At 56.1% G+C, this 23,384-nt stretch carries 21 protein-coding genes and 2 pseudogenes; 17 read left to right on the top strand and 6 right to left on the bottom strand.

The annotated features are described in order from the left end of the window. Window positions 1-594: 594 nt before the first annotated feature. From SHIM_RS18390 to SHIM_RS18375, 4 genes are read left to right on the top strand one after another with little or no spacing between them, the layout of a single operon-like run. Window positions 595-1,686: an extracellular solute-binding protein gene (locus SHIM_RS18390; RefSeq protein WP_054004140.1), complete on the top strand. Its 1,092-nt coding sequence runs from the start codon at window positions 595-597 to the stop codon at window positions 1,684-1,686. A gap of 25 nt (window positions 1,687-1,711) precedes the next feature. Further along, window positions 1,712-2,575, top strand: coding sequence for an ABC transporter permease (locus tag SHIM_RS18385; protein WP_241488925.1), 864 nt, complete (start codon window positions 1,712-1,714; stop codon window positions 2,573-2,575). After that, window positions 2,565-3,407, top strand: coding sequence for an ABC transporter permease (locus tag SHIM_RS18380; RefSeq protein ID WP_054004139.1), 843 nt, complete (start codon window positions 2,565-2,567; stop codon window positions 3,405-3,407). The genes SHIM_RS18385 and SHIM_RS18380 overlap by 11 nt, the downstream gene beginning before the upstream one ends. Before the next feature lie 13 nt (window positions 3,408-3,420). Next, on the top strand, window positions 3,421-4,476 hold the full coding sequence (locus tag SHIM_RS18375; protein ID WP_054004138.1) for an ABC transporter ATP-binding protein: 1,056 nt from the start codon (window positions 3,421-3,423) through the stop codon (window positions 4,474-4,476). Here SHIM_RS18375 and SHIM_RS18370 read toward each other — a convergent pair. The 3 genes from SHIM_RS18370 to speB are packed head-to-tail and all read right to left on the bottom strand — an operon-like array spanning window position 4,473 to window position 6,834. After that, the gene (locus SHIM_RS18370) at window positions 4,473-5,423 is read right to left on the bottom strand and encodes an ornithine cyclodeaminase family protein (RefSeq protein ID WP_054004137.1); all 951 of its coding nucleotides are present in this window, start codon (window positions 5,421-5,423) and stop codon (window positions 4,473-4,475) included. The genes SHIM_RS18375 and SHIM_RS18370 overlap by 4 nt on opposite strands. A 1-nt stretch (window position 5,424) precedes the next feature. Continuing rightward, window positions 5,425-5,769 carry a RidA family protein gene (locus SHIM_RS18365; RefSeq protein ID WP_054004136.1) on the bottom strand — a complete coding sequence of 115 codons (345 nt, stop codon included), beginning with the start codon at window positions 5,767-5,769 and terminating at the stop codon, window positions 5,425-5,427. Window positions 5,770-5,781: 12 nt separating this feature from the next. Beyond that, window positions 5,782-6,834 (bottom strand): agmatinase, encoded by a 1,053-nt coding sequence (gene speB, locus SHIM_RS18360; RefSeq protein WP_054004135.1) that lies wholly within the window; start codon window positions 6,832-6,834, stop codon window positions 5,782-5,784. A gap of 117 nt (window positions 6,835-6,951) precedes the next feature. On the opposite strand from speB, the gene SHIM_RS18355 reads away from it, so the two are divergent. After that, entirely contained in the window at window positions 6,952-7,866 is a 915-nt protein-coding gene (locus SHIM_RS18355; RefSeq protein WP_054004134.1) for a LysR family transcriptional regulator, read from the top strand. A 1,245-nt stretch (window positions 7,867-9,111) separates the two neighbouring features. On the opposite strand, the pseudogene SHIM_RS20750 reads toward SHIM_RS18355, so the two are convergent. After that, window positions 9,112-9,462 (bottom strand): annotated as a pseudogene (locus tag SHIM_RS20750) (dihydrolipoyl dehydrogenase); the annotation flags it as partial. A gap of 126 nt (window positions 9,463-9,588) precedes the next feature. Further along, window positions 9,589-10,754: pseudogene (locus tag SHIM_RS20590) on the bottom strand (IS5 family transposase); the annotation flags it as partial. 344 nt (window positions 10,755-11,098) lie between these two features. Here SHIM_RS20590 and SHIM_RS18345 point away from each other — a divergent pair. Genes SHIM_RS18345 through SHIM_RS18330 form a run of 4 tightly spaced genes read left to right on the top strand, consistent with a single transcriptional unit; the run spans window position 11,099 to window position 15,014 of the window. After that, window positions 11,099-12,154 (top strand): ABC transporter substrate-binding protein, encoded by a 1,056-nt coding sequence (locus SHIM_RS18345; protein WP_054004133.1) that lies wholly within the window; start codon window positions 11,099-11,101, stop codon window positions 12,152-12,154. 58 nt (window positions 12,155-12,212) lie between these two features. Then, window positions 12,213-13,301, top strand: a complete 1,089-nt coding sequence (locus SHIM_RS18340; protein WP_054004132.1) for an ABC transporter ATP-binding protein — start codon at window positions 12,213-12,215, stop codon at window positions 13,299-13,301. Beyond that, window positions 13,298-14,200 carry an ABC transporter permease gene (locus SHIM_RS18335; protein ID WP_054004131.1) on the top strand — a complete coding sequence of 301 codons (903 nt, stop codon included), beginning with the start codon at window positions 13,298-13,300 and terminating at the stop codon, window positions 14,198-14,200. The genes SHIM_RS18340 and SHIM_RS18335 overlap by 4 nt, the downstream gene beginning before the upstream one ends. A 10-nt stretch (window positions 14,201-14,210) precedes the next feature. Next, window positions 14,211-15,014: an ABC transporter permease gene (locus SHIM_RS18330; protein WP_054004130.1), complete on the top strand. Its 804-nt coding sequence runs from the start codon at window positions 14,211-14,213 to the stop codon at window positions 15,012-15,014. An 8-nt stretch (window positions 15,015-15,022) separates the two neighbouring features. Here SHIM_RS18330 and SHIM_RS18325 read toward each other — a convergent pair whose 3' ends face one another. Next, window positions 15,023-15,730 (bottom strand): IclR family transcriptional regulator, encoded by a 708-nt coding sequence (locus tag SHIM_RS18325; RefSeq protein ID WP_054004129.1) that lies wholly within the window; start codon window positions 15,728-15,730, stop codon window positions 15,023-15,025. An 85-nt stretch (window positions 15,731-15,815) separates the two neighbouring features. Here SHIM_RS18325 and SHIM_RS18320 point away from each other — a divergent pair, with 85 nt between their 5' ends. The 8 genes from SHIM_RS18320 to SHIM_RS18285 are packed head-to-tail and all read left to right on the top strand — an operon-like array spanning window position 15,816 to window position 23,256. Then, on the top strand, window positions 15,816-16,586 hold the full coding sequence (locus tag SHIM_RS18320) for an arginase family protein (protein WP_054004128.1): 771 nt from the start codon (window positions 15,816-15,818) through the stop codon (window positions 16,584-16,586). Further along, window positions 16,579-17,253, top strand: a complete 675-nt coding sequence (locus SHIM_RS18315) for a hypothetical protein (protein WP_054004127.1) — start codon at window positions 16,579-16,581, stop codon at window positions 17,251-17,253. Before SHIM_RS18320 ends, SHIM_RS18315 begins: the two co-directional genes overlap by 8 nt. Further along, window positions 17,253-18,128: an arginase family protein gene (locus tag SHIM_RS18310; RefSeq protein WP_082358467.1), complete on the top strand. Its 876-nt coding sequence runs from the start codon at window positions 17,253-17,255 to the stop codon at window positions 18,126-18,128. Before SHIM_RS18315 ends, SHIM_RS18310 begins: the two co-directional genes overlap by 1 nt. Next, entirely contained in the window at window positions 18,125-19,123 is a 999-nt protein-coding gene (locus SHIM_RS18305; protein ID WP_054004125.1) for an agmatinase family protein, read from the top strand. Before SHIM_RS18310 ends, SHIM_RS18305 begins: the two co-directional genes overlap by 4 nt. After that, the gene (locus SHIM_RS18300) at window positions 19,123-19,812 is read left to right on the top strand and encodes a hypothetical protein (protein WP_152926604.1); all 690 of its coding nucleotides are present in this window, start codon (window positions 19,123-19,125) and stop codon (window positions 19,810-19,812) included. Before SHIM_RS18305 ends, SHIM_RS18300 begins: the two co-directional genes overlap by 1 nt. Beyond that, entirely contained in the window at window positions 19,809-21,257 is a 1,449-nt protein-coding gene (locus SHIM_RS18295) for an aldehyde dehydrogenase family protein (RefSeq protein WP_054004123.1), read from the top strand. The genes SHIM_RS18300 and SHIM_RS18295 overlap by 4 nt, the downstream gene beginning before the upstream one ends. Then, entirely contained in the window at window positions 21,254-22,447 is a 1,194-nt protein-coding gene (locus SHIM_RS18290; protein WP_054004122.1) for a CaiB/BaiF CoA transferase family protein, read from the top strand. The genes SHIM_RS18295 and SHIM_RS18290 overlap by 4 nt, the downstream gene beginning before the upstream one ends. Further along, entirely contained in the window at window positions 22,444-23,256 is an 813-nt protein-coding gene (locus SHIM_RS18285) for a citryl-CoA lyase (protein WP_054004121.1), read from the top strand. The genes SHIM_RS18290 and SHIM_RS18285 overlap by 4 nt, the downstream gene beginning before the upstream one ends. Window positions 23,257-23,384: the final 128 nt, after the last annotated feature.

Below are 23,384 nucleotides of genomic sequence, written 5' to 3'. Positions count from 1 at the left end.
ATCCGTCCGGGGAAAGGGGAAGTCCGGTCATGCCCCGATTTGTGCAACAAAGCCGCGGTAGAGCAGTCATTCGCTGTGCGTGCGAGAAATAGGTTTACCGTATGAAAAAGCAAACGTTCGGCTGCACGTGGCACTGTTGGCCGCAAGGGACGGTTGAAATGAACCCACTTTGCGTGACGCTGCACGATTAACGAATGTCCGCAATCGGCAGCGCTATATCAATCCTTGTTGCGCTATTGTTTTTCTACTTTAGCATCCAACAGCGATCGAAGAGTGCGACGTGGACGCGCGCATTTATCTGGTCCATTTGCCAAGTAGTCCAATTCTCAGGCAATGCCAGTCAGGATGGTCGCGATCCTAAACGGAGCTGCAAAGCAATTGCGTGGTTGTATTTAAGCACCAAAAGCTGAGGAAAAACAGCATTTCGAGAAATTTCCATTTTGATGCATTTTGTGCTCATTAAGTTGGCATCAGTTGCATCGGGATGAAACATTTCTTGGATTCAGCGGTATTTAATCGACATCGATGTTCGCGATTATACCCCAATAAGAAAATGGTTCAGCAATACGAACTGTCATCCAACAGGGGAAAATCATGACGTACAAGATTTCACGACGCGGCCTTCTAGCGTCCTCAGCTGCGGCGGCGACAACATTAGCTATGCCATCCATTGTGCACGCCGCAGGAAGCCAGCCATTGGCAGGAAAAGAGCTGCGACTTTTGACGTGGTCGGACAATACTGGCCTGGCTATTTTGGATCATATCGCGAAGCCATTCGAGGAAGCCACAGGCGCACGGGTCATCGCCGACCGGACCGGATCTACATCGGAAATGGTCGCCAAATTGCGCGCCGCCGGCGATCGTCCACAGTACGATGTCATCACGCTAGCGGGTGTTGGGGCAGTTGAGCTGGCTGGTGACGGTCTGTTGGCGAAGCCAGATTTGAACATGTTACCCAACCTCGAGCAGGTTGACCCTCGCTTCCGAACGGGCGCGGATGGGCACGGCATTGGGTATCTGCTTTGGACCGGCGGCTTAATTTACAACACCAAGACATTTGCTGAGCCACCAAAATCTTATGCTCAGATGTGGGATGCATCCCATAAAAATCGCTTGTTCATGCCACCGTCCACGTGGACCGACGCTCTGGATACAATCTTTGCGACTGACAAGATGCTCGGTGGTGACGGCACCAATGCCGAAGAAGCCTTTGCGAAGCTGGCGGAACTCCGCGATAGCCTGTTGACGTTTGGTGAAAACCCCGCACAGATTTCAGAATTGTTCCGCTCGGACGCATTGGACATCGGCGGCGTCTATGCGCCCGCATTCTACGCAGATGAATTGAAAGACCCCGCCAATTCGAACATGGGTGCGACCTATGACATCGACGAAGGTTTCTTTGCGGATCTGATGTACACCATCGTTCCAAAAGCCAAACCGGGTGACGATGATGTTGTTCACGCCTTCATCGACTACACGCTGGACGCAAACGTGCAGGGTAAAATGGCCGAAGCCGTGTTGAACGGCCCGATCAACCAAAACGCCGTGATGTCGGAAGAGGCCAAGGCCAGCCCGTTCATCATCAAGCCCGAGCAAATGGGCGACACAGCTGTGGTGCATGACAAGTCCTTCATCGCAGATGTGCGTGAAGACTGGATCACCCGCTACACTCAAACCTTGGCGTGATCCGCCTAAGTCAGGACGTTCCTCAGTGAGCCTTCAACTTACCAAACCCAAGGCGCTGGCATATTCTTTGCCAGCGCTTATCGCGATACTCCCTTTTCTCGGGGCGTGCCTATACATTTTCCGATTTTCGATTTCGGGGGAGCAATCGCGCATCGACGGCTTTTCGATACAGCCCTATGTGGACCTGATGACGCCATTTTTCGGCCGCTCGGTCTGGCTGACACTGCGACTTGCCTTTATCGCCACTGTGCTTGCCATGTTGATGGCCGTGCCGCTGGCGTTTTTGCTGATCAGCCTGCGCAGCGCTTTCGCCCGCCGCACGCTGACCATTGTCATTTTGCTGCCGCTGATCCTGAACCTTCTCGTTCAAGCCTATGGCTGGATATTGCTGCTCGGCCCAAGCGGCGTGTTGAATTCCACCCTGCGCAGTTTTGGCATCATTGAGCGCCCTATCTTTTTACTCTTCAATGAGACCGGCGTTTTGCTGGGGCTGGTGCAAACCTCTCTCCCCTTGGCGGTCTTTCCAATTGTCAGCGCGGTGCGCGGTATCTCTCGCGAACACCTCGAGGCGGCAAGCTCTCTGGGCGCTTCGCATTGGCGGATCTTCTTTGACGTGACCGTGCCGTTGCTGCGGCCTGGGCTGTTTGGTGCGGCCTCTATCGTATTTGCCTTCAACGCCAGCGCCTTCGCAATTCCATTGCTGCTCGGCGGTCGCCGTGTGCAGATGATGGGCATTGCCATTCGAGATATGATTTCACCCCTGTTTAACTGGTCTGGTGCCGCAGCTGCGGGCATGATCCTGATCTTTGTCACCATGTTTGTCATGCTCTTTGCAGCCTGGCTGACACGCCTGGCATCTGAAAAAGTGGAGCGCCAAAATGCGCGTTGATCTTCTCCCCACCGAAGGGGGCGGCTCCTATCGCTTCGTCATCTTGTTGCTGGCAACCTGTGGGATCCTGATCTCTTCGCTGCCCGTCATCGTGGTGACAATCATGTCGTTCTCCGCGGCAGACAACACAGGCTTCCCACCCGAAGCGCTGTCGTTGCTCTGGTACAGTGAAGTCATTGCGCTGTTCACGTCCGAGGACGCCAACAGCGCCCAATCGGTGGTGGGATCCACAGTGACAAGCCTGCTGGTTGCGGTCATCGTTATGGCCATTTCGACGGGTGTTTGTATACCTTTGGCCTATGTTTTGGCACGGGGCGATCGGCGCATTCGGGGCGGGATGGAGCTGTTGTTTACGCTACCGCTCGTCTTTCCGCTGGTGATCCTCGGGATTGCGTTTTTGTTGGTCGCGGAAAGCTTGCGCCTTGAGCTCGGCATTTGGCGGATTGTGATCCCGCATGTGGCCTTGGTGCTCCCGTTTGTGCTGCGCAATTGCTTGAGTGCCATGAGCGGCATCAGCATCGAACTCGAGGAAGCCGCCGTATCACTTGGCGCATCGCCATTGCGCGCGATCTGGGATGTGGTCATTCCCTTGATGAAGGCGGGTATCCTCGCTGGCCTAATCTTTGCGCTGATCATCAGCTTCAACGAATTCACCATCACGTTCTTTATGTACACCGTCGATGTCAGCACATTGCCGATCTGGATGTACAGCCGCACTGCGTCCTCTCTGGACCCCTCAACACTGGCCTTGTCCGTGTTCATCATTGTCGCCGATGTGGTGCTGATCGTGCTTGTTGACAAGCTGATCGCCGGTCGAGCGAGCCTCTTTTAGAAAGGTCATAGACATGACGTCTGACACTCACCTCCACATCAATAATGTGTCGAAGCGGTTTGATACGGTCGATGCTTTGCGTGATATCGATCTCAAAATTGAACGCGGCTCATTTGTGTGCCTGTTGGGGCCATCGGGCTGTGGCAAGACCACATTGTTGCGCATCATCGCAGGGTTCGAGGCCGCCAGCAAAGGCAGCTTGATCCTTGATGGAAACGACATTTCAAACCAGCCGCCACACAAGCGCGGCTTTGGCATGGTGTTTCAATCATTGGCCTTATTCCCCCATATGAGTGTGGCGCGCAACATTGGCTACGGGTTGAAGCTACGTGGCATCAAAGGCGCCGCCCAACGTGACCGGGTGGAGGAGCTTTTGGAGGTGATCCAGCTGCCGCATATCGCGGATCGTCCGGTGTCGGCCCTGTCGGGCGGGCAACGTCAACGGGTGGCGATTGCCCGCGCCTTGGCGATCCAGCCGCCGTTGTTCTTGCTCGACGAGCCGTTGTCCGCCTTGGACGCCCAACTGCGCGACAACATGCAGATCGAGTTGCGCCAATTGCAGCAAAAATTCGGTGTGACGACGGTTTTGGTGACCCATGATCAGCACGAAGCGATGATGCTGGCGGACGAACTGGTGGTGCTCAAAGACGGTGCAATTCGCCAGTCGGCACCACCGACGCAGATCTATAATGACCCTGCCGACAGCTTCGTAGCGGACTTCCTTGGCGCAGCGAACCTGATCGACGTAGGTGCTATAAAAGGTGGCGCGGTGGATCTGTTCGGCACCCCAGTCCAAAGCGCGACACCCCATCAAGACGGCGACAATATACTGGCCGCGGTGCGCGCAGAACATGTGGGCCTGACACCAGTTTTATCCAACGGAAAAACCTGCGTCGGAGAGATTTCCTTCATGCGTGATCTGGGTGCAGCCACCGAATTTGTCGTGGCAATACAAGGGAAAGACCTGCGCGTTCGCCGCTCCAGCGCAGAAGCGCAGGGCCTTGATATCGGCTCCAAAGTGGCGCTGACATTCGACCCCGCGCAGGTCTCCTTGTTTAAAGCGGTTTAGTCAAACGTTGCGGCGGCTTCATAGGTGAGGATCGCCGCAGCCAGATCTTCTAGGGCGGCGCCGACAGATTTGAATACCGTGATCTCCGTGTCGCAGCTGCGTCCTGCATGCTCACCACGTGCCAAATCATACAAATCCGCTTGAATGTCCGACGCCTTAAATGCGCCTTCGCGCACGGCTTGAACGATGTCGCCGCCCTCAGACAAAACGCCTTCGCGCGTGTCCGCAAACACCGAAGATTTGGCAATGACTGCACTGTCGGTCTCGCGCATGTCGGGTTTGAACGCGCCGATAAGATCGACATGAGTGCCGGGTTTGAGCCAAGCGCCTTCAATCAATGGCATACGCGACAAAGTGCAACAACTGATGATGTCGGCCCGTTTGGCCTCCGGTTCCAAATCAGACGCTGATTTCGCATCAAAGCCCAATGCCCGAGCACATCTCACCACCTCTTCGGCTTGTTCGATGCGACGTGCCCAGATGGTGACCGAAGTTATCGGACGCACAGATGCATGCGCCTCAATAACGTTCAGCGCCAGTTTCCCCGCGCCCACAACCAGAAGATGGCTTGCGTCCGCGCGTGCCAAATATCGCGCAGCAAGCGCGGAGGCCGCGGCCGTACGGCGCGCGGTCAGTTCAGCACCGTCAATCACGGCCAGCAAAGCGCCTGTTGCACCAGACGACAGGAGATAGGCACCCGAGATCGCAGGGAGCGAACGCGCTGAATTTCCCGGAATAACATTGACCATTTTGACGCCGATGTAGTTCCCAGGCGTCCAAGCAGGCATCAGCAACAATGTACCGCTATCCTCACCGGGAACCTCAACCTCATGATGGTGACGCAATGGCATCACACAACCCGATTTGAACATCGCGTCCAGCCCACCGACAAGAAGAGGCCATTGCAGCCCCTCCCGCGTTTTCTCAGCACTAAAAACTTGCGTCATGCTACGATTTCGCAGCTGTGATCATGACCTCAACCAGATAGTCCGGTGTGGCCATGCGAGACTCAACACACGCGCGGGCAGGCGGGTTCGCGGGATCAATCCACGCATCCCAAACCGCATTCATCTCACCAATGGTATCAATATTCGCGAGCCATATCGTGGCGCTTAGGATCTTTGATTTGTCACTGCCCGCGTCCACCAACAAGCGGTCAACTTCGGAGAGCATGGTTTTGGTTTGCGCCGTGACATCTGCCCCTTTGCCGATCTGTCCGGCCAAGTAGATAGTGTCGCCGTGAACGACGGTTTGGCTCATGCGGCTATCAAGTTCGGAGCGCTGGATTGTCATAGGGTCTTGTCCTTATTTGGAAGTTATGGAGGGCGAAAATTGCATCAGACTTAGGATCTCGAACAGCATCTGCGCGCCGTTTTGAGCGGTGTTGGTTGTCGGGTCATAGGCCGGTGCCACTTCGACGACATCTCCGCCCACGAGGTTTGCACCTTTCATTCCACGGATCAGTTTAAATGCCTCGCGCGTGGTCAGGCCGCCGACTTCCGGCGTACCCGTTCCGGGGGCATATGCTGGGTCGAGGCTATCAATGTCGAAGGAAAAATACGTCGGCCCGTCACCGATGACCTCGCGCGCTTTCGCGATAATATCGGGCAGATTTGCATCAGTGATGCGCGCCGCCTCAATGACCGTCATTCCCGACATCTCGGAAAACTCCCAGATGTATTTGGCCGCGCCGCGGATGCCGATCTGGATGGTGCGCTCGGGGTCGAGAACCCCTTCAAGGACCGCATTGCGAAAGGGCCCACCGTGGTGGAATTTCTCACCCTCATAGGAGCCTCCCGTGTCGCAATGCGCGTCGATATGGATCATGCCAACTGGCCCGTTCTTTGCGACCGCTTTCAAGATCGGATGGCTGATCGAGTGATCGCCGCCAACGGCAAGCGGGATCACATCTTGGGCAACAATTTTGGATACGAAGCCTTCAATATCGGCATGGCTTTGGGTCAGATCAAAGCGGCTTTGCATCGGCACATCGCCAATATCGGCAACCACCATTTCATGCAGCGGGGCACATTCCAATGCATCGTTGTAGGGGCCAACACGCTCGATTGCACGCAAGGCGCGCGGCCCAAAACGCGACCCGTTGCGATTGGTCACCCCAAGGTCCATTGGCACACCGTATAGCGCCACATCCAAAGTGGAAATATCCGCGCCACCGTCGAAGGGAATAAGAGGCGCATCCAGTAACGTCGGGATGCCAGCATAAGGCGCAGGGCGGCGCCCCCCTTCGGAAAAGATTTTCTCCGCTATCCTCCGCCCTTTTGGATCATGCAAATCGCCGCCGGTTCCGCCCCCAAATTTTTTCAGCAATTGCGCCCGTTTTTCTGCCGACCAAGTCATTGAAATTCCTTTCACTAGTGCCTCGTAAATAGCGCACCGGATTGGTGAGATAAATTTGTACATTCGGAAGTTTTGTTGCATATTTATGCAACCCGAAATCATCACGGACTTTCACGCATGCCACGACGCAAAAAAGCTTTCTCCGGCACCGTCAATGATGTGGACTTGCGCCTGATGCGCGTGTTTAAAACCGTGATTGAATGTGGTGGCTTATCCGCGGCTCAGACTGAATTGGGCGTCGGAAGATCCACCATATCGCGGCAAATCTTGGACCTTGAAGTCAGGCTCGGCATGCGCCTGTGCCACCGCGGCCGCAGTGGGTTTTATCTGACGCAACAAGGTCAGCAAGCCTATGATTTCATTGTTGAGTTCCTCAAACAGAGCGAAGACTTCACCTCGCGCATTGCCAGCATCAGCAACAAGATGGTTGGGAAAATCGAGATCGGAATGATCGATTTCACCATGAGCGATGTGAAAAACCCCCTCATTGGGGCCATTCGCCGGTCTCAGGACATTTCGCCCGATGTGATGATCAACATGATGACGGGATCGCCAAATGAAGTGGAGCGCGGAGTCATTGATGGCAAATTACATATCGGCATCGTCCCCGACTACCAACGCCACCCCAGCCTCAACTACGTAACGCTTTATGATGAACGTGTTGGGCTGTTTTGCGGCGGCAATCACCCACTGGTCGACGATGTGCTCAACGGCGTTGAGTTGTCGGACAAGGACGTGTGCAAGCACAAGCTGGTATATCGTGGATATTTCGAAGGCGAGCGTTTGCGCAAAAGAAAGCAAATTTTCCCGGTTGGGAGTACGGTCTACCAGACCGAAGCGGTACTTTCCCTTGTTCGAAGCGGTGTTTACTTGGGTTACTTTCCGTCCCATTGCCAAGATCTCATTCGGGATGAGTTTTACGAAATTCTGCCTGATGTTTTTGGCTATTCCACACCAATCTGCGCAGTTTGGCGCACAGATCGAAATCAGTCTGCAATCTTACAGGACTTTTTAGATCTTCTAATGCCGTAGACTTGGACCTGTCACGCTTTCGTGCCGCCCCCGGTGCTCGTTTAAGCCACCTTTCGCTCGAGGGCGACAGGGCTTTTCCAGCCCTGTCTGACGTCAGCGCTGACGTCAGACATCACTCCACTTGGCAAATGTAGCTACGGCCGTCGTTTATCAAGCGATGTGCGCTCAGTTGGGTGGGTGAATTCAGCGTCCTGCACGAAAATGGTAATTGCAGCCGTTGGTGCAACCGCAGCGAAATCACGCTTTGTCCGCAGAGCAGTCATCCGGTAGGCCCAAAATGCTGCATCCTGCACCAATGGCTGCTTTCGGGAAGACGGCCGACTGAGATTTCCGTCAGTCGAATGTCCGCAAAGGGCCGAGATCGGCGATCGACAAATCTGCAAGGAAGCGTGATGGCAATGCCGAATGCAAGAAGGTCTCTTTCGCGCGTGGGTGAGCGGCACGAATACGAACGAACAAGGCGCACGCTTGATTCGATACCTATTGGGGGAAAGAATGGGGGAAGTCGGTGGCATGGACCCAGTATTTTCCCGCATTTTCAGCGCATTAAAAAATAATAATGGCGGAGACGAAGAGAGTCAATCCGAACTTGATTTTCAGTATTTTATGTTTTGTTACAGAAGGTTGAAAGGGGGTGAAGGTTTTTTCTCCAGACCGCCATGCGGGATTTCATGCGGGATTTTTTTGGATTGAAACGAACGCTTTTTGGCCCGTCTCTTCGCACGGTTCATATTCCAATCGGTATTGGTGGGACGACATTCGCTGTTCTGACAGATCACTACAAGGGAATTGAAATCCCGCGTGCAGGGTAAACGCCAAGCGCGGTTCAACGGGTCGCAGCCCGCCAGCATACAATGCTCTTCTGTGCTGGACAGCTGCGGTCAACGCAACCAGCGAGGATGTGCGCTCAGGTTGGGGGCTGTTCGTCTATGCTCTTTGCTTGGGGGCTCAGCCTTGAATTGGGGTGACAGTTGAGTGGATGAGGTTGTGGGGCATGGCCTGCGCCGGTTGCCTTGGGGGGTGGGTTAACGGTTCGGGACATTGCTTGGATTTAGGGGCTTCGCATTTGTCTTTGGGTCCTTCCGGGGACTTTTCACATTCGGGTAATTCACACCCCTGTCGACGGCATATATCAAATCCAGCAAGGCGTGAGGGCAGTGTCGACGGTAATGCCTTTGTGAGGCCATTACAAACGCTGCTACCGATTTCCCTGGAAAGCGAGCAGCGCTGAATCGCCTAGATAAATCACAAATCCGTCAGTGTCCCTAGCGCGCGCTCTGCAGCGAAAGCCACGGTTTCTGATAAGGTCGGATGGGCGTGAACCGTTAACGCAACATCTTGGATCGTGGCTCCCAGCTCCATAGCCAGAACGAGTTCTGCCAGCAATTCACCTGCATTTGTGCCAACTAATGTGACCCCCAGAATTTGAAGGGTATCGGGGTCGTAAACCAGTTTGGTCAACCCGTTGCCACCACCTGAGCTCAAGTTACGCCCGCTGGCCGCCCAGGGAAAGCTTGTGGTTTTATGGGCCCGCCCGGCCTGTTTTGCCTGTGCGGCGGTCATGCCGACCCATGCCAATTCAGGGCTGGTGTAAGCAACAGAGGGGATCAAATCGGTATCCAAAGCGGCCGCGTGACCTGATGCGACTTCGGCTGCAACATGGCCTTGATGCGTCGCGCGGTGAGCCAGTATAGGATTGCCAGTCACATCACCAATGGCAAAAATGTGCGGCTGTACGGTGCGGCATGACTTGTCTACGGTGATTACACTGGACCCATCCACAGATATGCCAGCAGCATCAACCTCCACTAGCGCGCCATTCGCACGGCGCCCAACGGCCTGAATGATTGCATCTGCTTTAATAGGGCCTTCAAACTCGCCTTCACAGGTGAGCGTTAGCGCAGCTTTGGTGGCTGTGATTTGGGTTACTTTGGTGCCCGTGTGGATGAGAACACCCTGTTCCTCCGAGGCCGCTTGCAAAATACCCACTGCTTCAACGTCAGCGCCGACTACGATTTGGTCAAATAGTTCAACCACCGTGACTTGGGACCCCAGCGCCGCATACCCCAACAGTTTCACAAAATGTATCTTGGTTTCGGCGCAGCTCCTCCGGTGATATTCGCTCCATCGTCGCCATTGCGCCCGTCCGAGGTATTTGTTGGCCCGCACAGCTTCGTTCTGGGCAATTGCACCGGCCGAATTTAGCTTCCAGGGCCAGGCATTCTTGCGTGGCGGGATGACGGCATTTGCGCGTGTCGTAGGCACCATCTGCCTTCACCGATCCGATTTATTGATCGGCTGGGATCTGTTGCAGAAGGTCCGGCAACATGGGCGCGTCTCCAATGTGGTTAGTGGTGACCTCCACAGCCCGAATTTTCAGTGTTTGTTCACCGATCCCCCTCTCGGCGAATGATCAATTCGCCTGCCGGGCAAGGAATGTGGATCTTGCGCCATAGGCGACGTTTGGGATCGCCATGCCTACGCGCATTCCATTGGCCATCACCCTCTGCCTTGATGCCTATGCTATCAATCAAGAGATGCAGCGTACCCCGTGATCCCCGATAGGGAATGTTGACCGGCAGGGTTCTTTGGCGGCGGCACAATATGTTGAAATCCGGCACTGCCCAATCCAAACCAATCAGTTGCAGGAGACTTTCCACAAAGCCTGTCGTCTGCCGGAGGGCCGTACCAAACAGCACCTTCATCGTTAGACAGGTTTGGATGGCGGCATCGCCATAGATCGGTTGCCAACCACGCTTTCCGGATGGTTCTGGCTTCCAACTCATAGCGGGATCAAACCAGATTGTCAGTGATCCACGCTGCTTCAGCGCAGCATTATAATCCGGCCAATTCTTCGGCTTGTAGGTCGGTGCTATCGGTTTGCTCATGCAAACGGACTATCACGCTGGATTTACAACATGAATCCCCTCAGTCGATTTGTGCAACAAAGTCTTGGGGACAGGTAAAGTCTGCTTTCGATACCATATGCGCAAGATCGAAGCGAGATGGGCACAGGGCATAAGGGCGAAATACGACGTTTCGCCCGGCTCTGTGGCTCCATTAACGGGAGGGTTAATCCTGCGGGTTCAAAAGAATCCTTGACCAGTTCTAGCATTAACACTAGTAAAAATGAAATGACGTTTTGTTCAGCGAAATGTTGGAGTAATAAAAGATGGGGCGCTCATGCCGCGAACCCGCAAGCCAACCAACCAACAATTAGGAGTTTAACATCATGAAAAATAATGGAAAATTTACGATCACCGCGGGTCTCGCAGCCAGTATCCTAGCCATTGCCACGCCTGCCTTCGCCGAAGGTGATGTGGTGTTTGCGTCCTGGGGAGGCTCATTTCAGGATGCCTTGCGCTCAGCGATGCTGGAACCTGCAGCCAGCGCACTGAATGTCACGGTCAAGGAAGATACGACAAACGGTATTCAGGACGTGCGCGCGCAGATCACAGCGGGTGCCGTCGCTTGGGATGTGACTGAGCAGGATTTGCCCTCGTGTGAAACACTCAGCCGAGAGGGCAGCCTTGAGCCGATCGATTATTCGATTGTCGACACAACGGGTATCCCCGAAGAGCTGATCCATGAAAACTACATCGGCTTCATCAACTTCACCAAGGTGATCGCGTATCGCAAGGATGCCTTTGGCGACAATGGTCCATCCAATTGGGCAGAGTTCTGGGATCTGGAAAACTTCCCTGGCAAGCGCAGCATGCATGGCAAGGTGAATTATAACCTTGAGGCTGCCCTGATGGCCGATGGTGTGCCCATGGCAGAAGTCTACGACACGCTGGCCACGGACGAGGGCATGAAGCGCGCCTGGTCCAAATTGGGAGAGATCGCTCCCGAAGTCACCGTTTGGTATCGTGGCGGATCGCAATCCGCACAATTGCTGCGTGATGGTGAGGTAGACGTGATCCACATGGGCCATAACCGCGTGGAAAGTGTCATCGCATCCGGCATTGAAGTCGCCTATGCATTCGATGGTGGCACGATGGATGTTGACTGTCTGCTCGTACCCAAGGGCGCGCCAAACGTCGAGAATGCTATGCGCCTAATCAATGAATTGCTCAGTGCCGAAGCGCAGGCGCGGCTGGCGGTCACGATGCCGCTGGGCCCAGTGAATACAGGTGCGTTTGACACCGGTATTATCTCGGAGGAGCAGGCTTTGCTGGTCAACACCTATCCCGACAATTACGGCAAGCAGCTTCTGGTCGACCCGACCTTTTACATCGGCCAGTTGGGTGAGTTGACTGAAGAGTTTGACACGCTGATCCAGCAGTAATCCATTTTGGCGCAGTGCATTTTGCACTGCGCCCATTTTTGTCAGGTTAGGAGCCCCTATGTCATCTGCTGCCCAATCCCTTCCCATCGAAATATCCAGCCTGTGCAAGGCCTACGGACCGGTCAAAGCGCTCGATGATGTGTCGCTGAATATTGCTGCAGGCGAATTCCTGACTCTGCTTGGGCCGTCGGGCTCGGGTAAAACGACTCTTCTGATGGCACTCGCTGGTTTTATGCGTCCTGATGGCGGATCGATCCGGTTTGGCGATCGCGAAATGATTGCGACACCGCCGCACAAACGCGGCCTTGGCATGGTTTTTCAAAGCTATGCGTTGTTTCCATTCATGACGGTGGCCGAAAACGTGGCCTATCCACTGAAAATCCGCGGAGTTTCCAAAAGCGATCAAAAGACACGCGCCGAGCGTGCACTGGATACTGTACAGCTTGGCGGCTATGGGGATCGGCGCATCAACCAATTGTCTGGCGGCCAAAGACAGCGTGTGGCTCTTGCCCGCGCCATGGTATTCGAGCCGCAGATCATCCTGATGGATGAGCCCCTGTCCGCGCTCGACAAAAAACTGCGCGAACATATGCAAATTGAATTGAAGGCGCTCCATCAAAAATTGGATGCAACCGTTGTATATGTGACCCATGACCAGCGCGAAGCCCTGACCATGTCAGACCGGATTGCAGTGGTCAATCATGGTCGGATCGAACAGGTCGAGACACCTGAGCGGCTGTATCGTCAGCCTCATAGTTTCTTTGTGGCGGATTTTATCGGTGAATCAATTTCGTTGCCGGTGAAAGTGGCCAACGATACGGCGCAACTCAATGGGCGTGTGTTGAAATCTGATTTACCCATTGCGCACGGTAGCGGTGGACATCGCTTGGTGATCCGGCCTGAGTTGTTGGAGGTCACCTCTGGTGCTGTGCCTGAAACTGCCAATGATTTATCCGGCCGCGTCAATGACATCATTTATCAAGGCGACAGCGTGCTGGTTATGGTTCAGCACGACAGCGCAGGCCAGATCAATGTACGCGTCCCTGCCAATCGCGCTGGCCAGACTGGGCTGCCTTCCAAGGGAGAGCAGATTGGCCTTGCCCTGCATCCCGAAGACACGATTATCGTACCGGAACATGTGTCATGAGCGTTGCCGAGACCTATGAGGGGGCTGTGACGCATCAGAACGCAAGTACGCTCAAATCCGAAGAACGCCGTGAAAGCATGACGTTTTTCGGGCTTTCGTTGCCCGCAGTGCTTGCAATTTTGGTTGTCGTGTTTCTGCCGGTTTTCTGGCTGTCTTCGCTCTCGTTTTACAATGCCGCGGGCGAGTTGAGCATGGAAAATTATGCGCGTATCTTTGAAAGCGCTTTGTATCGACGGACCTTTGTTGTCACCTTTCAGATCAGCATCGCCGTGACGGTGATCTGTGTCCTTCTCGGATATCCGCTGTGTTACTGGCTGACCAAGGTGCCGGACAGAACAGCTGCCATTCTGATGGTTTTCGTGCTGGTCCCGTTCTGGACGTCGGTACTGGTGCGTACATACGCCTGGCTGGTGCTGTTGCAGCGTAATGGCATCATCAATTCGTCGCTGATGTCGCTTGGCATAATTGAGGAACCGCTGCAGCTGGCGCACAACCTCACGGGATCAATCATCGGCATGGTACATATCATGCTGCCGTTTCTGGTCTTGCCGCTTTATGCCACCATGCGTAGCGTTGACACCGACTTGGTCCGGGCCGCTGTGGGGCTTGGCTCCAGCCCGCGCGGGGCATTCTGGCGGGTGTTTTTCCCGATGTCCCTACCGGGCCTTTTTGCCGGCATCGTGCTGGTCTTCATCCTGTCACTTGGGTTTTTCGTCACACCTGCATTGTTGGGCGGCGGCAAGGTGCAAATGCTTGCACAGCGGATCGAAAGCACGATCACAGTCTATTCCAATTGGGGTGCGGCATCCGCCTTGGGCGTTGTCCTGCTGCTGCTGGCACTGGCGATGATCTGGCTGATGAACCGTGTCTTCGGTCTCGACAAACTCTTCATGCGCTAAGGATCTGAAAATGGAACAAGTTGGACAACGTAAAATTGACGGTCTTTGGTTGACGGTCGTCGGCACCGCGGTGCTGTTCTTTCTGATCCTGCCCACGCTTATCGTGATCCCGATGTCGTTTTCGGGGGCCTCATTTCTGGAGTTCCCGCCTACGTCGTTTTCGTTTCGCTGGTACGAGACCTATTTCACCTCCCCAGAATGGATGAGCGCCACGAAGACCTCCCTGATAGCGGCGGTGTTGACCGTGGCGATTGCGACACCTTTAGGCTCACTTTGTGCCTATGGCCTGCATTGTTCCTCCCCGCGGATCAGGAGCACTGCGCAGATCCTCGTGATCATGCCCATTGTCGTACCGGTGATCCTGATCGCCGTAGGCGTGTTCAGCCTTTATGCCAAGCTGGGGCTCAATTACACGCTTACCGGAATTGTAATCGCCCATACCGCGCTGGCGCTGCCCTTTGTGATCGTGACCGTGATGTCGGGCTTGCAGAACTATGATTTCGATCAGGAACTGGCGGCGCGCAGCCTGGGTGCGTCCCGAGCGTACGCGTTGTGGACAATAACTGTACCGCAAGTCAAATTCTCGATCCAAACAGGGGCCTTTTTGGCCTTTATCACATCGCTGGACGAGGTTGTGATTTCGATGCTGGTCTCGGGCGGGGAGAATGCCACAATTACCCGCCGCATGTTCAATTCCCTGCGTGATCAGCTTGATCCTACCATTGCCGCAATCTCTACCTGCCTGATTGTCGTGTCGATCGCGGCGCTCATCGGCGTTCAGTTGATTGGCCGCAGCAAGAATGTTGACAATTGATGGGCTCTTTATATCTCACCAATCTCGGCCCGGATCTGGCGAGCGGCATCAAGCACCGCAGCGCGATAGCCTTCGACAGCGGTTTCGCTGAAGCGAACGCGCAGACCCGACAGGCTGACTGCACCCAGCAGCTCGCCCTCAAGCCCAAGAACCGGGACAGACAATCCAGCAACGTCTGGATCACGTTCGCCGAGACTAAGATAATACCCGGCCTTTCGGATGCTGGTGGCCTGTTTGCCCTGTCGGATGGAATAGGCATCCAGCACCTGGCCCGACGCGCCCATGCTCAGCGGAATGATCTCGCCCTCTTCGATATGATCCCGCGCAAGCCTGTGCGAATTGACACGGTAAAGACAAACGCCGGAGTTGCCGCGCTGCACGTAAAAGGACGCGCTTTCCCCCGTGGCATTCACCAAGTTCGCCAGCACCGGGCGCACTATAGGCCCCATGCGCAGGTTCTGGCGAAATACGGATCCAAGACGCCACAAAGACGGCCCGAGGTGAAACAAGCCTTCGGCGTCTCGCGTGATATGGCCAAACTTTTCAAGCGAGACGCTCAGACGCAGGATTGTCGCTTTGTTGACACCACTGCGGTCCGCAACCTCTTTCAGAGACAGACCCGCATCACCGGGCATAAAGCAGTCCAGCACACGCAATGCGCGTTCAACCGCTTCGACACCACCTGTTGTGTCCGGGGCTTGGGGTTTGTTGGGCATAGGCAGACCTTTCGACGCAAATCCGTGGCTTTTTGTAGCTTGTTTGGACGCAATTGGAAATCGCAATCAATGGGGGCATCTGGCAATGAATAATGCACAGAAACGATGGATGATAACCGGATATGCCGGTCTGCCATTTGGCGAGTTTTCGCAATGTGAGGCGGGCAATATCGGGGTTTTGGGTGTTCCAAGCGAAGTCGATAGCGGACCGCGTTCCGGCGCCTCCTTGGCACCGGATGCGTTACGCAGGATGACGCAACAGCTTGGAACCGATCTGCCTGCAAATGGCCGGGATCTGGGAAATCTGGACCTGTCGGGCGATTGGTCCGGCGTATTGATGCAGCTTGTGACGCAAATGGTGGATCACGACATTGTGCCAGTTGTTCTGGGCGGCGCGTCAGATGTTGCCTCGGCGGTGCTGCGGGCCTTGCCTGATCTGCCGGTTGTCGCGGCCATGCCACTGGCCCGGCGTGATCTCATAGAGCGACCAGCAAACACGATCTGGGTGGGTTTGAACGGCGGGCAACCTGCCGATGTCTGGGATCAGATCAGTCAGCGCACGATGGCCTGGCGTACCGCCCGGCAGTTGGATGAAGGGCACGCCGACACTCTTGACATGCCCGAGCGCGCTGTTCTCTGGATCGACATATCGGTCATTGATCTGGGGCATGCGGCCGGTGCTGTCGGCCTTAATCCCGGCGGGATGAAACCCGAAACGTTGGTTTCCGTCATCGGGGCTATGTCCTGTAGCTGGCAGGCGATTGTGATCACTGGCCTTGCACCTGCCCGCGACACGCGGGGCATGTCGGAATTGGCGGCAATTGAAACCCTCAACGCGGCATTGCACAATGGGTGAAGCGGCGCACATACAATTTGATACGATCCCCAGTTTTCTGGGCGCACCTGTTGGCGATTTGGAAGACCTCGTGACTGGCCAGATCGCGATGGCAGGATATTTTTGTGACAATCTCGACCGGCCAGCGGCGGGGCAACGCTACCTCGCAAGGCAGCTGCGATATGCCTCCCGGCCCGGGAAGGTACCACCGAATGCAATTGATCTGGGGGATGTAAACGTATTTCCGCTTGAGCGGGACAAGCATTTTTCCATAGTCATCGCGCAATGTGCGGCGGTTCTAGAAACCGGCGCGCGACTGGTGCTGGTTGGCGGCGATTCCAGCGGCCTGAAAGCGCTTGGTATCGCTGCACAGAAGGTCACAGGTGCGGATGTTCCTGTCGTTTCGGTAACAGGGGGCATTGCGGGCAATCTGTCCCAAACCCAACCGGTCATCCTGTCTGTGGATTTACAAGAGCTTGCGGCCAACTGGGTATCGCAACCGCGTCGCCTGACCGGGCTGTCGCCCGCACAGATGATCGCGCAAATTGACACCACCTCGGGCAATGTTGTCGCCGCAGCGGTTTTTGGGCTTGCCCCCGCGTTAGACAGTCGCGGCAGCACGGAAACCCGGGCGGCGCTGGCTATCTTGCAGGCGGTGGCCGAGCGTCTTGAGAAAGGAGCGCGCTGATGCCTTTACGTTCAGCCCCATTGCCGCGCATGGCAGGGCATTTGTCGTTCATGCGCGCGCAAACCAAAGCAATCTGCGATGTCAGGCCTGGCGATCTGGCGGTGCTGGGCATCCCGTTTGAGGACACCAGCGCACCCCATGCTGGCCAGTCTCTGGCACCGCGCGCTTTGCGCGAAACCTCGGTCTATTTTGGCTGGCATGCAAACCCGCAGTTCAGCCACCCGGTTGATATTGATGCGCGACAAGACATTCAGACCGACGGCCTGCATGAGCGGTTATGTGACCTCGGAGATATATCGCCGGGGCCCGAAGACGAAATCCACGCGGCATTGAGGGCGGCAACAAGTCAGATCAGCCGCAATGGTGCCTGTGCCGTAATATTGGGTGGGTCGGATCGCCTGTCCGAGACAGTGCAGAGCGCGCTCCCTGAGTGTCAGACAGCGCAGCTTGGCGGTCCGTCAGGCGATGCGTGCGATTTTCAGATAGCACCCTTGCTTAATGGGGGGGGCACGACCTGCACCTTGGATACTGCCGCGCAGCGTGCAGCGTTTACCCAATGGCGGGATGTATCAAAGCCGTTGTTTGTGCGGTTTGATCTTTCCGTGTTTGAAACATCGCTCAGCGCGCTTTGTGATCGGCCCCGGTTAGGTGGCTGCGATCTTGATACAGTGGTGCAATGGCTCAGCGCCCTGGGACAGCACGAGGTCAGCGCCATCATGTTGACCGGTCTGAACCCGAACAGGCCCGGAATGGGTGTGGTGAAGGTTGGCCAACGACTTATGGTCACGGCTCTTCTGGCATTTATTTATGCGCGCCTCGGATTTGGGATTGATCATCCGGGGCGCCTAACTTCAGAGGAAAATGTACTGACATGACTGAAGCGATTACAACATTCCACCCGCCCCTGACTCAACCGGGATATCGGCTGTTTGATGGGCCTTTACGCGACGTGGCCGATGTCAGTATGGACCAAATCGGCGTGGTGGGCATGCCGAGCGACTGGACACATTCCAGCCGTCTTGGCACAAGACTCGGACCCGAAGCATTGCGCAGGGCGACAACCCTTTTGCAAGCCATGCGCCCGCAGGGGGGCAGCTTTGACCCTGACACGAGCCGCCATACCGTGCCTGCAGCGGATTGGTTGGTCGATTGCGGGGACGCAGAGATCACGGCGCAAGACGTTGATGCAACGACACAGGCCATCGCCGCAATGACCGAAGGATTGACCGTTGCAGGCGCGATCCCTCTGGCACTGGGCGGTGATCACTATAACAGCTTTCCAGCCTGTCTGGGGTATTCCCGTGGGCTGGCTAAACGCGCGCCAAACGCACGTTTTGGGTATATCCAGATCGACGGTCATCTGGATTTCTCCGACCGGCTGGGCGCATGGGGCAGCCACAACCACGCGACCAATGCGCGCCGGATTTCTGAACTGCCCAACATTGATGTGTCAAATATGGTCTGGGTCGGCATCGCAGGCTGGGTCGATGGCGGCGATCTGGCCCTGATCGAAAAACAGGGCGGTCGGGTGTTTTCGGCCTCTGATGTGCATGAAATTGGGGCGGCAGAGGTTATGCGCCAGGCCCTTGCACATGCCATGCAGGGTTGCGACGAGCTTTATCTGTCGATTGACATTGATGCAATGGACGCCGGTTATCTTCCCGGTACAGGTTCCATCGTACATAGCGGCATCACACCTCGTCAGTATTATGATATGCTCGACGGGTTGGCTGAGGCACCCTTGGGAGGGTTGGATATTGTCGAGGTCTCACCGCCGCTTGACCCGTCAGAGCGCACGGAATTTCTGGCGGCGGAAATGCTGTTCCGTATCCTGCGCCGCTTCCGCACTCAGCCGGTGACAGGGATATGATGGAATACATCGGAATCCAGCCGCTCGGTGGGCTATCCCATGCAGGACAGGTCCTTGCCCCGGCAACCCGACCCTGGATCACGGATCTTGCAGCACTTTGTCCTTACGAGGGTCTGCAACCCGGTAATATCCCCGAGTTCGAACGTGACCCGGATTGGGACAACTGGTCCCTTATAGACAGCCCCGGAGACCCTTCTGAGCGTCTGAACTGGCATGTGTTTCAGCGGGGAGGCATCCGGTACCTTGTGGCCGACCGGATGCTTCTGACCCGCGTCAGCTGGCAGGATTTGGATCAGGCCGGGTATGTCTTTGGTAAAGAGGTGTCGATTGATGGCAGGCAGTTTCGCTGCCGGTTGCTGACCGGCGGTAATACCCCCTGTGATGACCCCTATCAGGGAGCGACCCGACCCAATGAATGGGATGCGTTTGTGGGCGGTACCGCGTCGAACGCACCCAAGCCCGATGCAACAGATAATACTACCCCGCTTGGCCCGGATCATCTGAACTCCACGCATAACGGTTTGTGGAATTGGTTCGGTGCGGTCAGTTGGACGGCCGAACCCGTCGCCAGCCGCGCCGACGGGCGGGTATGCCGAGGTTATCACGGCCCGACCTATTTTTACGTGAACACTGTGGACCACCGGCATGAAGATATCGGGTGGCGACCAGTTCTGGAGGAAGTGCTATGACTGCCGACCTGTTCCCTAACTATATCGCCGGAACATGGGCCGTAGGCCACGATGCCGCGCCCAATATCAACCCCTCGGACCTGAACGACACGATTGGTCATTATGCTCAGGCTAGTGCCAACCAGACTGTTGACGCGATCGAAGCCGCGGCCGCTGCCTTTCCGAAATGGCGTGCGACATCGCCTCTGGTACGGTTCGAAGCGCTGGACCGCATTGGGTCAGAAATCCTCGCCCGTGTGGACGAGCTGGGCGATATGCTGGCCCGCGAAGAAGGCAAAACCCTAGCTGAGGCCAAGGCAGAAGCGCATCGCACCGGGCATCTGTTCAAATATTTTGCGGCCGAGGCGTATCGCACAACCGGCGATATCTACCAATCTCTGCGCGAAGGTGTGTCGCTTAAGGTTCTCCGCGAGCCAATTGGCGTCGTAGGCGTAATCACACCGTGGAATTTTCCGCTGGCAATTCCGGCATGGAAAATCGCACCCGCACTGGCCTATGGCAACACGGTTGTGTTCAAACCTGCCGAACTGGTGCCCGGATCGGCATGGATGTTGTCCGACATCATTGCCCGGGCGGGCCTGCCTGAGGGCGTGTTCAATCTTGTGATGGGTACGGGCGGTGAAGTGGGGGAAGCGATCGTTAACCACCCCAAGGTCTCCGGTGTCACCTTCACCGGCTCCACACCTGTCGGACGCAAGATTGGTGCCGCGCTGTTCACGCGTGGGGCCAAAATGCAACTTGAGATGGGGGGCAAGAACCCATTGATTGTGCTGGATGATGCGGATCTGGATCTGGCGGTTCACTGCGCCATGCAGGGCAGCTTTTTCTCAACCGGCCAACGATGCACCGCCTCATCCCGCCTGATCGTCACAGAGAGAATACACGGCGCATTTGTGGACCGTCTTTGTGCCGCAATGAAAGACCTTAGGGTCGGTGATGCGCGCGCGCCGAAAACCCAGATTGGCCCGGTGGCCAGTGAGCCGCAGCTGGCCATAAACAAAAGATACATCTCCCAAGCAGTGGCTGACGGCGCAACACTTGCCGCAGGCGGCGGCGAAGTGACATCGACAACTCCCGGACATTACTTTGCACCTGCCCTGTTTACGGATGTGTCACCACAGGCCGCAATAGCGCGTGACGAGATCTTTGGCCCGATTGCTGCTGTGTTGCGCGTGCCGGACTATGATGCCGCACTTGCCACCGCCAACGACTGCGAATTCGGTTTATCAGCGGGCATCGTCTCGCGGGATGTGGCCAAGATCGACCATTTCTCGCAGAACGCTGAGGCAGGTATGATACAGGTCAATTTGCCCACGGCAGGCATGGATTTTCACGCCCCATTCACCGGCCGTAAAGGATCATCCTATGGTGCGCCGGAAAAAGGCAGCTATTGCCGTGAATTTTTCACTGCAGCCAAGGTTGTGCACGAGGGGCGCGGACAATGACGCAGGCACCATTGAAGGGCATTCGCATTCTTGATCTGACCAATGTGCTCGCCGGTCCGTTCTGCTGCCACCAACTGGCCCATATGGGGGCCGAGGTAATCAAGGTCGAAACCCCGGGCACCGGTGATCTTGCGCGCCAGCTTGGGGCTGACCCCGCACGCAACGCCGATCTGATGGGCGTGTCCTTTCTGGCGCAAAACCCGGGCAAACGGTCAATCACGCTGAACCTGAAATCGACATCCGGAAAACGTATTCTGAGGGAGCTGGTGCAAAAAGCCGATGCCTTGGTCGAGAATTTTCGCCCCGGGGTGATGGCACGCCTGAACCTTGGCTACGATACGCTGGCCCGTGAAAACCCCCGCCTTGTTTATTGTGCTATCTCTGGGTTCGGTCAGGATGGCCCGCTGGCGAAACTGCCCGCTTATGACCAGATTGTACAAGGGATGAGTGGCGTGATGTCGATCACCGGCGACGGTGACACCGCCCCCTACCGGGTGGGCTACCCGATGGCCGACACCATTGGCGGTATGACAGCGGCCTTTGCCGTGGCCGCCGCCCTTGCCAATAAGGCACAAGATCGCGGCACATTCATTGACGTCTCGATGCTTGAGGCCGTCATTGCGACAATGGGTTGGGTGGTTTCGAACCATCTGATCGCCGGGCAGACCCCCACGCCGAACGGCAATGTCAATTTCACCGCCAGCCCGTCTGGCACGTTCCGGACCGCCGATGGCGTGATGAACATTGCGGCCAACAAGCAGGAACAATTCGAGGCTTTGTGCCAAATAATCGGCAAACCCGGCCTTGCCCAGGACCCGCGTTTTGATGACCGAAAGAACCGACTGGCCAACCGCGCCGCCCTGACCGCCGAACTAGAAGCGGCCTTTGCAACCGCCCCCACCCTTGATTGGGTCGAAAAACTGACTGCACAGGGCGTTCCCGCAGGCCCTGTCTGGTCGGTGCCCGAAGCGCTGGCGCATCCGCAACTTGCTGATCGGGGCCTGCTGCAAACCCACCGAATTGGCCCTGAGGATCTGCAACTGGTCGGCATCGGTGCCAAGCTTGATGGCATGGCCCCTAAAGTCAATTCGCCTCCCCCCACATTGGGCGCCCATACAAACGAAATTCTGACAGAGCTCGGCTATAACAATGCCCAGATCTCGACCCTGAAAAAGGAAGGCGCGATATGATGGACCCCTCAGGACGCAAAGAAGCCGAGGATTGGTGGCAGACCGCCCTTATCCGGATGGAGCCGAACCAAATCGACATACGTGGCCGCCCTATCCAGGACTTGATCGGCACGATCGGATTCGTGGACATGATCTGGCTTTGCCTGCGCGGCGATCTGCCATCCGAGGGTCAGGCGCGGTTGCTTGAAGCGGCTCTGACGGCAGCCGTTGATCACGGCCCACAGGCACCATCCATCGCCGCCGCCCGTATGGCCGCGACCTGCGGGGTCGGGCTGAACAGCGCCATGGCGACAGGGATAAACATGTTGGGCGATGTGCATGGTGGTGCAGGCGAGCAGGCAGTCTCTCTTTACCGGCTTGCATTGTCCTTTGTTGATGAAGGTGACACGCCGGATGCAGCGGCAGGGCGGGCTGTAGAGCATTGGACAGCACACCATGGAAAATACATGCCCGGTTTCGGGCATCGCTTTCACACACGCGATCCGCGCGCTCCGCGCTTGATGGAACTGGTAAAAATTGCACAAGACAACGGTGTGGTTTCAGGCGGGTCGCGAGACATTGCACAGCGGATCGAGGAACACCTGTCAGATATCAAAGGCCGGGCGATCCCGATGAACATTGATGGCGCGACCGCCGTAATTTACGCCGAGCTTGGCTTTGAAGCCCCACTCGCGCGCGGACTGTTCTGCCTGTCTCGGTCAGTTGGCATCCTGGCACACGCCTGGGAGCAGACCCAACAAGGGGGGCGCAACAAAGGTCCATTACCTAAAGGTAATCTTTGGACGTATCTCAAACCAAGTGAGAAATAATACGTTTCTCACTCTTGTTCTGACGTCAGCGAAGCGCAACAAGCTGCCATTTTGGTGCAAGAGCAGCGAACTTACGCTTTGTCCCGCAACTATGCCTTTGGTGTACATCGCGGCGAATGACTGCCTCC

Origin of the sequence: Shimia sp. SK013, from assembly GCF_001292625.1 — a bacterium.
Taxonomy (GTDB): domain Bacteria; phylum Pseudomonadota; class Alphaproteobacteria; order Rhodobacterales; family Rhodobacteraceae; genus Shimia.
This window is presented reverse-complemented; position numbering and strand designations above follow the sequence as displayed.

What these genes read in the sequence shown, in the direction of transcription:
- SHIM_RS18390 (WP_054004140.1), top strand. Translation starts at nt 595, where the DNA reads ATGACGTACAAGATTTCACGACGCGGCCTTCTAGCGTCCTCAGCTGCG.
- SHIM_RS18380 (WP_054004139.1), top strand. Translation starts at nt 2,565, where the DNA reads ATGCGCGTTGATCTTCTCCCCACCGAAGGGGGCGGCTCCTATCGCTTC.
- SHIM_RS18375 (WP_054004138.1), top strand. Translation starts at nt 3,421, where the DNA reads ATGACGTCTGACACTCACCTCCACATCAATAATGTGTCGAAGCGGTTT.
- SHIM_RS18370 (WP_054004137.1), bottom strand. Translation starts at nt 5,423, where the DNA reads ATGACGCAAGTTTTTAGTGCTGAGAAAACGCGGGAGGGGCTGCAATGG.
- SHIM_RS18365 (WP_054004136.1), bottom strand. Translation starts at nt 5,769, where the DNA reads ATGACAATCCAGCGCTCCGAACTTGATAGCCGCATGAGCCAAACCGTC.
- speB (WP_054004135.1), bottom strand. Translation starts at nt 6,834, where the DNA reads ATGACTTGGTCGGCAGAAAAACGGGCGCAATTGCTGAAAAAATTTGGG.
- SHIM_RS18355 (WP_054004134.1), top strand. Translation starts at nt 6,952, where the DNA reads ATGCCACGACGCAAAAAAGCTTTCTCCGGCACCGTCAATGATGTGGAC.
- SHIM_RS18345 (WP_054004133.1), top strand. Translation starts at nt 11,099, where the DNA reads ATGAAAAATAATGGAAAATTTACGATCACCGCGGGTCTCGCAGCCAGT.
- SHIM_RS18340 (WP_054004132.1), top strand. Translation starts at nt 12,213, where the DNA reads ATGTCATCTGCTGCCCAATCCCTTCCCATCGAAATATCCAGCCTGTGC.
- SHIM_RS18335 (WP_054004131.1), top strand. Translation starts at nt 13,298, where the DNA reads ATGAGCGTTGCCGAGACCTATGAGGGGGCTGTGACGCATCAGAACGCA.
- SHIM_RS18330 (WP_054004130.1), top strand. Translation starts at nt 14,211, where the DNA reads ATGGAACAAGTTGGACAACGTAAAATTGACGGTCTTTGGTTGACGGTC.
- SHIM_RS18325 (WP_054004129.1), bottom strand. Translation starts at nt 15,730, where the DNA reads ATGCCCAACAAACCCCAAGCCCCGGACACAACAGGTGGTGTCGAAGCG.
- SHIM_RS18320 (WP_054004128.1), top strand. Translation starts at nt 15,816, where the DNA reads ATGAATAATGCACAGAAACGATGGATGATAACCGGATATGCCGGTCTG.
- SHIM_RS18315 (WP_054004127.1), top strand. Translation starts at nt 16,579, where the DNA reads ATGGGTGAAGCGGCGCACATACAATTTGATACGATCCCCAGTTTTCTG.
- SHIM_RS18310 (WP_082358467.1), top strand. Translation starts at nt 17,253, where the DNA reads ATGCCTTTACGTTCAGCCCCATTGCCGCGCATGGCAGGGCATTTGTCG.
- SHIM_RS18305 (WP_054004125.1), top strand. Translation starts at nt 18,125, where the DNA reads ATGACTGAAGCGATTACAACATTCCACCCGCCCCTGACTCAACCGGGA.
- SHIM_RS18300 (WP_152926604.1), top strand. Translation starts at nt 19,123, where the DNA reads ATGGAATACATCGGAATCCAGCCGCTCGGTGGGCTATCCCATGCAGGA.
- SHIM_RS18295 (WP_054004123.1), top strand. Translation starts at nt 19,809, where the DNA reads ATGACTGCCGACCTGTTCCCTAACTATATCGCCGGAACATGGGCCGTA.
- SHIM_RS18290 (WP_054004122.1), top strand. Translation starts at nt 21,254, where the DNA reads ATGACGCAGGCACCATTGAAGGGCATTCGCATTCTTGATCTGACCAAT.
- SHIM_RS18285 (WP_054004121.1), top strand. Translation starts at nt 22,444, where the DNA reads ATGATGGACCCCTCAGGACGCAAAGAAGCCGAGGATTGGTGGCAGACC.